Raw genomic sequence first — 13468 nt, forward strand, 5'->3', positions numbered from 1 at the left:
CAGGCTGGTCATTCGATTGGAATAATCCATCGATGAACTACCTGTATCATAGAACATTTTTGTGCCCTGTGCCGTATGTCCACAAAGTAGGAATCAGGGGTAAAAATCAGAAATTTCCACGATTGCGGAATTGATATGGTATAATCAATTCAACGGTTATATATGTTGTCAAAAAGGGGGAGCTGCTTCAATGAACGGAGCTACTACAATACAGGAACGGCTAAAAGATTTACGATTAAACAAAGGATTAAAACTGGAAGAACTGGCAGAGCAAACGGGTATTTCAAAATCGGCTCTTGGCAGTTATGAAAAAGATGACTATAAGGAAATCAATCATGGCAACCTTATCCTGCTGGCAGATTTTTATGGGGTGTCCCTCGATTATCTCTTTTGCCGGTCAGAGAACAGGACAGAGATCAACACGCCATTAAGGGAGCTGCATTTGAGTGATGAAATGGTGGCACTCCTGAAAAGCGGTCGGATTAACAACCGCCTGCTCTGCGAACTTGCCACCCATAAGGACTTTATCAAGTTTCTTGCGGACATTGAGATTTATGTGGATGGGATTGCCACCATGCAGATTCAGAACCTCAATGCCCTTGTCGATACCGTCCGACATGAAATCATTGAACGGTATCGCCCCGGCGAAGATGACCCGCATTTAAAGGTGCTGCAAGCTGCCCATATCAGTGATGATGAGTATTTCAGCCACATGGTACGGGATGACCTCAATCTCATTATCCGGGATATTCGGGAAGCCCACAAAAAGGACAGCGAGAGCGCACCCCAAACTACCGTTGCCGATGAACTGAAAGAAAATCTGGAAGCAGTCGAAAATTTCAAGGGCAGTCGGGATGAAAAGCTGGTTGTTCTTTACTGCAAGCAGCTTGGTATCAACTATAAAAATCTGTCAGACGAAGAATTTCGCTGGCTGATTCGGATTCTCAAAAAATCAAAGAAAATGGGAACGCCTATCAGTCAGAGGAAAAAACGGTAAAGAAAAACCGCTGTTGCATGGTTTGTTAGCTTCCATGTAGCAGCGGTTTGTGCTGTGGTTATTCAGTTAAATTTTCAGAATAACAAGTTGGGATTTTTCTTGTTACTTATTTTTTTTGATTGTGGCGTTTCTTATTCCACAGTGAACCTACCAACATACCGATTGCAGAGATTATTGCTCCGGCTACAATCATTCCCAAGTCAGGGGCATTCAGTTTGTTAAAAGCAATGTTGTTTGCCATTTTGAATGTGCCATATTCAGCAAGCATATACATTACGCCAAAGAAAAGAGTGAATGCCCATTTTCCTTTTCCCCAAAAGTTATTTTTACCAATAACAATAGATACAATAAATGTGGATATAGGAAGAATAAACCAAAGAAACATCAAACTGTAACCCATAGCGTCACTTCCACTTGCAAAAAACCAGAACACTATCATTGCAAACGCCCAAATCAAGAGATAGGAGAGAATCGTAATAATCTTGTTTCTGTTGGCATTGCTTTTCACAACATTCGTACTTTCTTCAAGATAATCATAATAGCTTTTCATTTTTTGTTCTCCTTTCAATAGATAGTCAAGAGAGACATCGTAGCATTCGCTCATTTTAATGACGCTGATAATATCTGGATAGGATTTTTCATTTTCCCAATTTGAGATGGTCTGACGACTCACACCCAACAATTCGGCAACCTGTTCTTGCGTCAGCTTTTTTTCAATTCGGGCTGCCTTGATTTTGCATCCAATATCATGCTCCATGCCACTATACCTCCTTGCACTTTTATTGTAGGAAAAACACCCACTATTGTCTACAAAATAGCTTTGACATCACTTATTATGAGTGTCAAAATCCTTTTACATCTGCCAAATTCAAATTTACCTATTTCAAATCAAAGAGGGAGTTTTCATAGTCCTTTACATAGTATCGTACATTTTTACGCCCTTTTTGAATGATGGTGTGTCCTTCTGCTTCTAATTTTTCTTTTTGTGCTTCAATACCATTTGGGTATTTAGCATTTAGTTCTCCGTTTGCTTTCAATGTTCTCCAATAAGGCGTTTCATCTTCTGAACGCTGATAACTCGCCCATGCCACAATAGAAACAAAAATTCCTGCTGTAATCGGTTCTGTAAAATCTGCACTACTTAACTCCGCAAAGTATTCTCGTATTTTCCCGACGGTAATCACTTTACCATACGGAATTTTTTTCATTACTTTGTCATAGTCGATTGGCGGTGCAAAATACATTTTACTGCCACCATATTTTTCAATACTTTTCTGGTCTGTAATGATTTGAAATTTTGGCATATCCTTATTGTCGTGCAACATAGCATTAAAATCTTTCTTATCTTCGTTTGCCATTTCTGCCACCTCCTGCTTTAAGAATAATCTGTTTGTCATTTCTATGCAATGAGGCTGTTTGAAAAAACTTGACAACTTCATATTTGCTTAACTCTTAACATATCATTACGAATAAATCATCTCATGCAAAACAATTTCTTCTGCCCGGTTGTGAATGTTATTGCAACGCTGCACCCATTCCATTTGATGGGTACGCTTCAATTCCTCGGTTACGCCCTCGGCAGTTTTCATCTGTTCCATGATGATGTCTAACCGTTCCTGTGCCTGTTCGTTCAGGTCTGCAAGATATGTCCATAACTCCCCGGTCAATATCAATGTGTTCAATCTGGCTGGGTGGACTTCTCTTAAATATTCCTGATGTAGCCGTCCATACTTCCCAATGGGGCGGTGTTCCTCCGGCAGTTTCAAATCCGGGATGTAGTAATCTCCGACAAGGATATAATCAATTCCGTTTTCCGTTATTCTTGGTTTCAATTTGCTCATATTTTTAATCTCCTCATTCTGGTTTTGCAAGTCTGACTCTCCAGAAATATTGGTAAATCATTGGTAAAATTGAGAATGGAACACAAGAAATGCTATTTATAGAAGTATTTAAGACGATTTGAGACTTTTCATTCTGAACAGAAAATCCTGCCGTGGCAAATGAATAGTACTTTTATCATAGTTTTGGTTCTCCTTGATTTGCCCCGGAATGCCCTGTTTTGCAAGGTTTTCCGGGGTTATTGTGATATGCTCTGAAATTACAGATTATGGCAAATCAGAGCAGAATTGAGCAAGTTGTTACTTCCTGTTAGTAGTAAAGTTGGTAGTAAAAGGGGGAAAGGGTTACTACTAATTTTTATCATCAATGTTGGTCCTATGTCAAGATTTAGTACAAGTTAAAATGAGGTTTTCCCCATTTTAACTTGCGATTGGCTCTTCGTCCTGTTGCAATCTGCGATATAGTTCTTCATAGTCATTTGGTGACATGTAATCGCAATGACTATGGATTCGATTGGTGTTGTAGAATGCCTCCAGATATTCGAACACCAATCGATATGCAATGATTATAATCGCGGATCTTGAAGCGATTCAGCCATTCGCGCTTGATCACTGAATGAAATGATTCAATGCAGGCATTATCCCAGGGATAAGCCTTTTTAGAATAACTGCGCTGCATGTTTGCAGTGATACGTTGGTATTCCTTGGAAACATACTGTACACCGCGATCGGAATGCATAATCAATGGTTCTTTGATTTTTCGTCTTGCCTTAGCTTTGTTTATTGTTTCAATCACGCAGGACACTTCCAATGTATTTGACAATGTCCAGGCAATGATTTTTCTGGAATATAAATCCATAATACTGGTCAAATAGACGAAGCCATCTATCGTCCAGATATAGGTAATGTCAGAACACCAAACTGCATTTGGCCGTTCTGGATTAAATTGTTCATCAAGGATATTTTGAAGTTTGCTACTGAAATCGGAGTCTTTTGTGGTGATTGTCCACGGCTTTACCCGCTGAGCCTTAATGCCCATTTGTTTCATGTACTGCCCAACAGTACGCTCGGAAATAGTCTCTCCTGTTTTTCGCAACACTTGTGTGATTTTGGGAGCACCGTAATTCTGTTTGGATTTATCGTAAATATCCTTGATTTTGGCTTTTACTGATTCCCGACGCTTTTCAGCATTGGAAGGAACATGTTTCAGCCATGCGCGATAGCCAGAACGTGAAACGCCAAATATTTTCAACATTCCGGAGACAGAAACACGGCGTTTAGCCTTGCGGGCTGCTTCTGCCTTCTCAGTAACTTCGAGGTAAATGGCTTCCGTCATTTTCCCAGAATGTTGATGGCTTTTTTTAATACATCAAGTGCATCCTGCGCATCACGTAGTTCACGTTTTAAACGTGCAATTTCCTTTGCTTCATCAGAAGCATAGTTGCCGGAACCACGGCTTTCAATGTCTCCGGTGTCACGCAGTTCTTTCTGCCAGCGAGACAGTGTCTGATGACTGATTCCTAAGTTTGAAGTGCAACCCTGCAATCCTAATTCTCTGTGATCATGATAATACTGGATTGCATCCAATTTAAATTGTTTGTCATAGTGCTTTGCCATAATGAGATCCTCCTTCAGTGCGGTAACTACATAGTACCATAAAATTTGTAATTAGGGATTCTCATTTTGACTTGTACTATTTATATTCTAGCACCAATGATTTTGATTCGTTTATGAAATTAGCAGTGTAGTTTTGTGCAATTTTTTAAATTTGCTCATTTATAGATTTTTACTTAATTTCAGCCATTCGAGTTGCTAAAACCAAGTTAACACAATACCCCCTGTACAATTTCGCGAAAATATGTGTGAGAGGGGGCATCGGTCTTTAAGATGAAAGAGGGTAGAGATTCACGATGCCCCTATCAGTTAATCAACCGTATCATAAGACATAATTATACTAATTCTTTTTCGAATACTTCCTTTTTCCTTTTTTCTAATGTATCTACCATCATTCTCTTTTCTACTATTCTTTTCTCGTGCATCAACAACTTTTCCAATATCTCCTTCTGACTTTCAATACTTGGTATAGGAATCTCAATATTCGAAAGTAAAGTTTGATTTAAGCTTTTTATATTAGAACCATTGCTTCCAATCGTAAGCTGATTTCTTATATCACGAGATGACAATAAGTAATATAAAAACTCACTTATCACTACATCACAATCAGGACGAACTCTAATTGAAAAACCTGAAAAAGATGTCTTTTCTTGCGGTTCTTGATCTATATACATAAATCGTCCAACCAGTTCTTGCGATCCATTTGATCTAACTGTTAGCAAATCATTTTTATGTAATAAATAATCATCTTTAATTTCACCATCAATTCTTACTTGCTGTATTTCTTGCCAAATTGGAGACTTATTATCTTTGAAATCTGCGACACTAACTATATTTACCTCTTCTCCCATACTAGTTTTTTTATAATTTAGGCCATTCCTAAACTGAGCAATTTTTCCTAATTTGTATTTTTCTCCACTAATAGTTTTTACAATACCGTTTATACTATCTTTTAATTCTTCAATCTCCTTTAATGCATTCTTCGCTTTTTTCTCTTCCTCTATACATAAATCTACTATCTTCTTTTGTACATCAATAGATGGGAAAGGAATGGGAAACTCTTTTAAATCATCTGGATATACGTGAGGCTGAGCTTGTCCCTTTTGTAAATCATATATTGAATTTTGCATATATTTTAAATAATAGTATATGTATTTTTGAGTTAACAAATCACTACAATTAACAGTGGAACAGTCAGAAGCAAAAATAGGTTCTTCCCAATAGTTCACGAAACCAGCATATGCTCCCGAAGCACTAACTGTTATTGTATTGCTAGAACAATTAGACTCATTATGAAAAAAAGCATAATTCTGTCCTCCAGCGACAACTTTTATCTTTCCAGGTTTTACGTCTGATGATGTAATAGATTTTCCCTTTTTTATTTCTGCAATTTCACCCAGTTTTTTTATTGGCCATTTAGTTATTATTTCAATCGTTTTATTTTCTTTTATATCTATTTTTTTGTTAAATACTGCATGGCTAAAATCTATCATATCTGATAAACGTCTGTAACTAAATAATTGTGGTATTTCAGCATTAAACGCTTCCATTATTTCACCACTTTTTGTTCCAAACGAAAACTTAGAACAATTTTCTGTCACATGTTTTCTTATACCATAAGAAAATTTAGAAGTATCATTTGAATTCTCTGGATTATATAAAGGTGTCTTTATGTATTTAATAGAATTAATTGCTGCAACAACTTCTGCATCCTTATCACTATCATCTTCCTCTATATCTTCATTTTTTTGTCAATAATATACTTTATTCCCTCATCGCCCTTTCGATTACTCCAATCATAACCTAAAAATTCAACAATCTCCTTCTTATTCGTCTTTCCATTAACTTTATCCGGAGGCGATTGCAGCAGAGCAACTACATTGCTATTTGTTTGAATAAATGTTATTAACTTATCGCACTCTATATTTTTTGCCTCATTTATAAATTGTCGTTCCTGTTCTTCTTTTTCTAAAAGAGCATATTCTTCTGACGCCAAAAAAGCTAAGAAAATCTGTTTATATTCTTTTGATTTTTCTTTCAAATTATCTTTATACAAACTCGACTTTTTGAACCACTCTTTTTGCAACTGCTTAGAGATTGTAATTTTTTTGAAACTGTCTCGATAATCTTTGAATATTTCATGATTTGATATTTTTTCACCTAAAATACCATCTTGCATAAAATCAATAAACTCATCCTTGTCATATTTTTGTTTTTCAATATAATTATCAATTTCTTCCCAACTCAAATACTGCTTATAATCTTTTTTAGCTATAAACGTATTTAATAAACCTTCCGCATTTTTCCCAACCTTTTGTGCAAAAAGAATAATTGTATTTGTTCCTGTTGAACCAAATGTTCTAGAATTCATCACTGCTACTGAAAGGATATTAAAATTTGCAAAAAGTAATTCTCTCGTTTTTGCATAAATCCCTTCGTTACTCAATAATGAACTCGGCAAAATAATTCCCATTATTCCATTTGTTTTTAAATAAAACTTAGCTCGTTCTATAAAAAAACATTCTATCGAATTATTATTGGCATATGATTTCTCATCAACTTCCTTCGTAAGTTCAAATTGTCTTCGATCTCTCTCATCAAGAGTCTCCAAGAATCCCTTTACACTGTAAGGTGGATTTGCAATAATACAGTCAAAGCTCTCCTTATCAAAAGAAACAAATCTTGCTTCTAAAGTATTCAAATAACTTAATGCATCTTTAAAAACAATACGAGAATTTTTTGAACCATTTATTATCGTGGCTATCTTAGCAACCTGACTTAATGTTTGGCTCTTTTCTATTCCATATACTTGAGTTTTAGAATATTTTTTTATAAACTCTGTCAAAAAATGACCGGCTCCACAGGCATAATCCAATACTTTTATATTCTCAGAATTTGGAAATTCTGGTAATGAATTAATAATAAAATTAACAATTGGTAATGGTGTAAAAAATTGTCCCTCCGTTTGATGCACATTTTTCGAAAGAAGTCCCTCAAACAAATCACCGAAAAAGTGATTTGTATCACTGTTAGTTAAATTTATATCCTGAATAAGTGCCGCTATCTTTATTAAAATTTGAAAATTCATATCAAATTCTTCTTTATTTTCTACATCAATAAAATTGAATTTTTTTATGTTATAAAATTTTATTTCTTCAAACAGCTCTTTTATACCAGCAAAAAGTCCGTTTGTAATAGAACGATTAGTATCTTCGAATATCTGTTTTATATCCTCTTCTTCTTTATTGACAACATCTACATCAAAAAGTTGTTTTTTCCCTTGCTGATATAATTTCAAAAGACGATTACAATACTCTTTCGGAGTATCTCTGGCAACACCTTTATAATAAAATTGCAAATCTTCTGGATTATTTAATTCATCTGTTATTTTACAAAGAAATAAATCTATTAATATATAAAATGAATGTTCAAAATCAGTAATTGCATTATTACGCAAAATAGTTGCGAACTCATGATATATAGGTTTTATTTCTGCATGTGATAATCCCTTTAGATCTGAAATAGTATATTTAAGTTTTCCAATCGTATAGGGTGCAATATCGTTTTCAAATAATCCTTTGGTTTCAAAGGATTTTCCATAAGTTTCGCTCCATACTTCAAAATATTTGCCTTTTGCATCTGCAAATGTTTTCGGATTTTCAAGTTCAGCAATACGCTTTTCGTTATCCTTTAGCGTAATAATATGACTTTTAGGGATTAAATCTGTATCATCAAAATCGACCGCAAAAAGTGCTAAATTTTCACAAAGCCCCATTTCATTTACAAGAGGTCCTAAATAGCTAAAAAGCTGTCCTCCATCTTTTTGCATAAGGTTCCATTCTTTACTAAATTCACTTCCAAAGGTTTTATTTTCAATCAATACGAGCGGATTATATTCTTTATCAAAAACAAGAATATCGCCATAAGATGGTTTATTCACATGACCTACCTTGAATGCTGGTTCAAAAACAATGTGTTTCGCCTCATATCCTTTTTTCAATAGAAAATGCACACAAATAAGACAAACGAAATTCTCATTTACATTAAAATTAAGTGTAGTATCTCTATGAATCACAAAACCATTTGCTTGCTTTTCTTTTGTTGGAAATAATCCTTCTTTAAAATCTTCATCAACTGGCGAATAAATAATCTTCTTTTCCTTAAAATTTACATCAATGCATGCACCTGATGAATACGAATTTGAAAAAACATCATTTTTTTCAACAAATCCAATTGACCTAAGCACTTCTCGTAGTTCATTTACGGTAATCATATTATAGATCTCCTTTTTTATATTCTTCTATATTTCTTCATTTTGGTAATTTTTTATCACTCTATTGGCTTCTTTTAACGCAATTCGTCTCACAAACTCACTATAAGAAGAATACGACTCTAGTTTTGCCGCCTGTTTTAATTTGTTAAGTTCTTCTTCACTTACCCTAATACTCATTGAATATGTTTTATTCATATATAGTTCCTCCCATAATGCCAAAATTATATCATGAGTGTGGAACATTTACAATACAAAGTCCCACCTATTCAATATCGTTTTTCATAGCCATTCTGTCCATGTATTCCTCAAATTTTCTTCTGATAATCATATATTTATTACCTATAAAGTAGCAAATTCACCTTCATTAGCCTCAGCAATTCTATGCATATATTTTGTCCCCAAACTAAAATAAGCACCTGCTTCCCTGATTGTAAGCAGATACTTATCCTTAATTGGTACTTCTATTCTATTACTCTTGGTTTCTTACATCTTGACTACCTCCTAGACCATTTATTAATCCCATTTTTCACTCTGGATACCTTATAAGTCAATGTAAATACGTCAAGCCACAGACCACAATTCCATCATTGCTGATTCGTAGTAAAACAGTAATTCTTTTCTTTCACACCCACAAAATTCTGTCCTTATTCGGTCAAGTTCCGCCATAGTATAAATCTTCTTAGGACGTCCTGCCGTGATGACTAAATATTTCATCCATTTTCCATTCTCATCCGTATAAAAAACGTAGTACCTACATCTCTCATCCACCACGATTTGCACCATTCTATCGCACTTCATCGCCACTTATAACTGTACCCAAAGCCCTGCCGTGGCAGATAAAGAGTACTTTTATCATGCAATTTTACTTCCTCTCTTATAAATTTAAAATCCCCTATATCCCCAATTACTTAATTATATATTTCGTACCTCTGCCTTTACCTTCAATTGCTATCACACCTTTTTCACCCATATCTTTCAGTAACTTTGTTGTCTTTGATTTTCCAAAAGGTATATATGGTGCAATTTCACTTATTGGTTTCAGCATAGTCTTGCTTAAGAGTTTATAAATTACTTTTTCGTCTTCGCTTAAATTAGCATCCTTTTCAAATAAAGGAAGCACAATTTTTATAGCATTCTCTGACACTTCAAAATCCGGTTTCATCAGACCTTCCGCATACAGTTGTTTTATTCTTGTAATTCCGGTTCCAAATATCTCAACAAATCCCAATCTATAAAACACATTTGCAAGATTTCTGTTTCTTAAAACGGAAAGTTTACCTGACAAATATTCTTCCGCTGTTATTCCGGATGGCAATCCACCTGGAGATACAACTTCTACTCTGTCATCAAACATGGAAACTCTGATGTGTGTATCCACATCCCATACCCTATGGATCAGAGCATTCGCAATTGCTTCTCTGAAGGCTGCTTCTGGTATTTTCTCCATCTTCTTTCTGTCAGCACCTTGTATTACTTCATACTGATAGTAGTCCCTAAATACAGCAAGTGCCTTTTCATACGCATCCAAAGCGGATGTATTTTCAATCGTTGTTCTCTTTTGAATAATGCTGATGTTTTCCCCGAACTTGACAATATCAATTCCCGGAAAATGATTTTTATCCGCCAAAAGCCCTGCTGCATTATTAAAACCATTTACATTGTCATACAAGTTCAATGTTCTCAATGTATCTGGATTAAAAGTTTCAATCTGAATACTTTCTTTCAGCTTACATTGCAAAACTTCGAAAGACAGATCCTGATCTTTACAAGGCAATTCTTCAAATCTAATATTTTTGCCGTCTAATACAAGTCTTGAAAATTCCAGAGTATCTACCTCTATCGTCGCTGTATCATTTCTTTTGTATGCTTTTGATTTATATAAATATGGCTTCTGAAGACCACTGGTTACAGTGAGTTTTATCATCTGATCATTATTCTGTATTTCAAGTATATAGTTTGGTTGAGGCGAAATACTGTCATTGATTTTATTTTCGATATCCAGACACGCCTGCCTTACATCCGGCAAGCCTTTTACATTTCCATCATCATCCACTCCAAAAAGAATTGTTCCACCATCGTAATTTGAAAAGGCACTGACTGTTTTTAAAAAAGTATTCGTAATCGTTTCCTTGAACTCTAATATTCTCGTTTCACGCATAATGATCACATCCTTTCCAAATTCATTGATTATATTATATGCATAAATACGCAAAAAATCAATCGTAAAAATTTACGATTGATTTTTTGATTAATTTATAGCCATTTTCTATTTATGTGCTTTATGAACCGGCAATTCATCATACATTGCCTTAAAGAGTCCAGTCAGATATTCTTTACTGTCAACGTCTTCTACTAACAACATCTCTTTTGCCCCTTCATACGGTAATTCATAAGTCGCAGTTACCATGTAAGAAACTGCAGATTTTGTTGGTTTCACAAGTAACCTGTCATCATATATGCCTCCGGCAATCCTGCTCCGATAATATAAGATATACTCTCCCATCATTGCACGATAATTAATTTCTTCTAAATCAGATAACTGCTCTAATATAAAATGTAAATATTCTTTGCTTGAAGCCATGTTTTTTTCCTTTCAAATGCCTGCATTTTCAAATTATACTGTGATCTCAATTTGATTATCCTCAACCGCAACGATACAGCTTTCGTAATATCCATCACCCGTAGTCCGTGGTCCACTGATAACCTCATAACCATCCGCTTTTAATTCTGCTGTCAATGCATCCACTTTTTCTATGCTTCCCACGCTAAAAGCTATATGTGAATATCCAGTACGAGCTAGTTTCTTCGGTAAATCAGCCATTTCCGGTATATTCATGATTTCAATACGTGCACCATCCTCAAATGTGAGAAAATAAGAACAAAAGCCTGTTTTCTGATTATGATATCCATCATTTGATTTTGCTCCCAGATATTTCATAAAGAATTTTTGTGTATTTTCCAAATCTTTTACATAAAGTGCAACATGTTCAATTCTCATAATTATTACTCCAATTCTACATAATCAGCTCCATTACTACAATCACCTTATCTCTTTAAAGAAACTACAAATCTTGGACCTTCTTCTCCCATCTTTCCATTACTGATAAATCCTGATTGCAAAAGGACTTTCTGTGAGGCTATATTTTCTGCATCAGTTTCCGCCTCCACCTGCTTCACACTTTCCTGTGACAATGCCCATTCCGTGATTGCTTTTAATGCTTCTGTCATATATCCGTAATGCCGGTATTCTTCTTTCAGACCATATCCAATCTCAATCACTCCATCATCACTAAGACCCTTAAAGCAAAAATCACCTACTATAATTCCTGATTCATCTTTTAATTCCATATTCCAGATTGCATACCATATTCTCTTATCAGAATTTGAAAGACTCCCTTCAAGCATCTCCGTGTAAGCCTGTTTCATCTCAGGATCAGATTCATTTTCAATAACTAACCGCATTTCTTCATCACTTAAAGGATAAAGATACATTCTTTCAGTCTCTACTCTCATGAAAACACTCCTAAAACATCTGTATAATTCTTGCGATCTCCATAACTACAATCTTTAGCATCACTCCGCCGGACATTACATAAAACCATATCTCACGCATATGCTGTGATTTTGCTATTGGTGTTGCTATTGCTGCAATCATTATGATTGCGGCTCCGACACAGCCAACAATGTTTGGAACGCTCACAAGTGAAAATATTCCAGGATTACAGCTTCCATCTATCGTATACTGAATTGTTTTATCCAGTCCGTCTCTTGCAGCTGCAAAGCAGCATATAACAAGACCATAGGCCAAAACAAACAGACTCCTTCTGCCCCAGTAATTAATGTTGCTTCTGCTACTGATTGAATATACAACAAACCCGACCAGCGATAAAATCATAAGTGTAGTAACTGTTGTTACCATATTTTCAAAATAGAGTTTCAACCTTTTTCCCTCCATCTATTTGTCATTTACTTTGATAACAATTTCAAAAATTTCCTGTCATTCATCTGCTCGTTGGTTAAATATGCCCCATTATAAAACAACGCATAAGTTGTAACCGGAGTAGGTGCATTCTGCGCTTCTTCTTTACTCTGTAAATGAATAGCCCGGAATGATACGCCATTTTCTCTTGCAACTTCTTCTACAATCGGAACATATTTCGCATTAAACGGACACTGGCTGGTATAATATAAAACATAGCCCTTCTCCTCGATATGGGGATGTCTGGCACATTCCTTGAATTCAGGCAAAGGCACATCTGCTGCAAATGGCAAATACCATAACTGAATCCCATTGTCCGCTTCATCGCAAACCTTGAATCCCTTATACTGCAGGAATTTTGGATCTGACAAAAATGGTTTTTTCTTTCCGGAAGATAATATACACAGCCCTTTTTTCCCCTTGCTCTTACTGTCCTCCATACAGGCATCCAGCAGATCTGCTCCATAACCATGTCCTTTGAAAGAACCGGCTACCCACAGGCAGTCAATATACATATAGCCATCTGCAGTAATCGGATTCCATGCATTTTCAGCAGGCAGATACTCAATAAAGCACTTCCCCCGTTCTACACTTTTCAGAAAAACAAGCCCCTCCCTAAATTGCTCTTTTAACCATTCTTTTTTGGATGACACCTGAATATCGTTGTTATTGGAAATAGCACAGCATATGTGCTCTTTGTCTATATTCTCGTTTGTCACTTTAATATATTCCATAAATCTCTCCACTATTTCTACTTTCATAGTATC

Annotated in this window: 18 protein-coding genes; 1 reads left to right on the forward strand and 17 read right to left on the reverse strand. The window is 35.5% G+C overall.

The genetic code is table 11. From position 1 onward, the window contains the following. The first annotated feature begins 190 nt into the window (after nt 1-190). Nucleotides 191-997, forward strand: a complete 807-nt coding sequence (locus tag HED67_RS00035; RefSeq protein ID WP_055154162.1) for a helix-turn-helix transcriptional regulator — start codon at nt 191-193, stop codon at nt 995-997. A 106-nt stretch (nt 998-1103) separates the two neighbouring features. Here HED67_RS00035 and HED67_RS00040 read toward each other — a convergent pair whose 3' ends face one another. From HED67_RS00040 to HED67_RS00115, 17 genes are all read right to left on the reverse strand, one after another. Beyond that, complete coding sequence (locus HED67_RS00040; RefSeq protein WP_055060282.1) at nt 1104-1754, reverse strand: helix-turn-helix transcriptional regulator; 651 nt, start codon at nt 1752-1754, stop codon at nt 1104-1106. A 121-nt stretch (nt 1755-1875) separates the two neighbouring features. Beyond that, nucleotides 1876-2355 (reverse strand): MGMT family protein, encoded by a 480-nt coding sequence (locus HED67_RS00045; RefSeq protein WP_055154158.1) that lies wholly within the window; start codon nt 2353-2355, stop codon nt 1876-1878. Nucleotides 2356-2460: 105 nt separating this feature from the next. Next, nucleotides 2461-2838, reverse strand: a complete 378-nt coding sequence (locus HED67_RS00050) for a TnpV protein (RefSeq protein WP_055060280.1) — start codon at nt 2836-2838, stop codon at nt 2461-2463. 417 nt (nt 2839-3255) lie between these two features. Beyond that, entirely contained in the window at nt 3256-3384 is a 129-nt protein-coding gene (locus HED67_RS17475) for a hypothetical protein (RefSeq protein WP_334300932.1), read from the reverse strand. Further along, nucleotides 3338-4171, reverse strand: a complete 834-nt coding sequence (locus HED67_RS00055; RefSeq protein ID WP_246612039.1) for an IS3 family transposase — start codon at nt 4169-4171, stop codon at nt 3338-3340. Before HED67_RS00055 ends, HED67_RS17475 begins: the two co-directional genes overlap by 47 nt. After that, entirely contained in the window at nt 4168-4452 is a 285-nt protein-coding gene (locus HED67_RS00060) for a transposase (RefSeq protein WP_221717124.1), read from the reverse strand. The genes HED67_RS00055 and HED67_RS00060 overlap by 4 nt, the downstream gene beginning before the upstream one ends. 332 nt (nt 4453-4784) lie before the next feature. After that, the gene (locus HED67_RS00065; RefSeq protein ID WP_221717125.1) at nt 4785-5999 is read right to left on the reverse strand and encodes a restriction endonuclease subunit S; all 1215 of its coding nucleotides are present in this window, start codon (nt 5997-5999) and stop codon (nt 4785-4787) included. A gap of 182 nt (nt 6000-6181) precedes the next feature. Continuing rightward, entirely contained in the window at nt 6182-8722 is a 2541-nt protein-coding gene (locus HED67_RS00070) for a restriction endonuclease subunit M (RefSeq protein WP_221717126.1), read from the reverse strand. 27 nt (nt 8723-8749) lie between these two features. After that, on the reverse strand, nt 8750-8917 hold the full coding sequence (locus HED67_RS00075; RefSeq protein WP_221717127.1) for a plasmid mobilization protein: 168 nt from the start codon (nt 8915-8917) through the stop codon (nt 8750-8752). A gap of 144 nt (nt 8918-9061) precedes the next feature. After that, nucleotides 9062-9187 (reverse strand): excisionase, encoded by a 126-nt coding sequence (locus tag HED67_RS17610; RefSeq protein WP_408639813.1) that lies wholly within the window; start codon nt 9185-9187, stop codon nt 9062-9064. A gap of 96 nt (nt 9188-9283) precedes the next feature. After that, entirely contained in the window at nt 9284-9505 is a 222-nt protein-coding gene (locus HED67_RS00085) for a hypothetical protein (RefSeq protein WP_221717128.1), read from the reverse strand. A 121-nt stretch (nt 9506-9626) separates the two neighbouring features. After that, the gene (locus HED67_RS00090) at nt 9627-10880 is read right to left on the reverse strand and encodes an ATP-binding protein (protein WP_221717129.1); all 1254 of its coding nucleotides are present in this window, start codon (nt 10878-10880) and stop codon (nt 9627-9629) included. 108 nt (nt 10881-10988) lie between these two features. Continuing rightward, on the reverse strand, nt 10989-11303 hold the full coding sequence (locus tag HED67_RS00095; RefSeq protein WP_221717130.1) for a TfoX/Sxy family protein: 315 nt from the start codon (nt 11301-11303) through the stop codon (nt 10989-10991). Nucleotides 11304-11336: 33 nt separating this feature from the next. After that, on the reverse strand, nt 11337-11720 hold the full coding sequence (locus HED67_RS00100) for a VOC family protein (protein ID WP_221717131.1): 384 nt from the start codon (nt 11718-11720) through the stop codon (nt 11337-11339). A 47-nt stretch (nt 11721-11767) separates the two neighbouring features. Continuing rightward, the gene (locus HED67_RS00105; protein ID WP_221717132.1) at nt 11768-12235 is read right to left on the reverse strand and encodes a GNAT family N-acetyltransferase; all 468 of its coding nucleotides are present in this window, start codon (nt 12233-12235) and stop codon (nt 11768-11770) included. 10 nt (nt 12236-12245) lie between these two features. Next, on the reverse strand, nt 12246-12662 hold the full coding sequence (locus HED67_RS00110; RefSeq protein ID WP_221717133.1) for a hypothetical protein: 417 nt from the start codon (nt 12660-12662) through the stop codon (nt 12246-12248). Nucleotides 12663-12688: 26 nt separating this feature from the next. Next, complete coding sequence (locus HED67_RS00115) at nt 12689-13435, reverse strand: N-acetyltransferase (protein ID WP_221717134.1); 747 nt, start codon at nt 13433-13435, stop codon at nt 12689-12691. Nucleotides 13436-13468: the final 33 nt, after the last annotated feature.

The organism is Pseudocoprococcus catus (assembly GCF_019734885.1).
Taxonomy (GTDB): Bacteria; Bacillota; Clostridia; order Lachnospirales; family Lachnospiraceae; genus Coprococcus_A; species Coprococcus_A catus.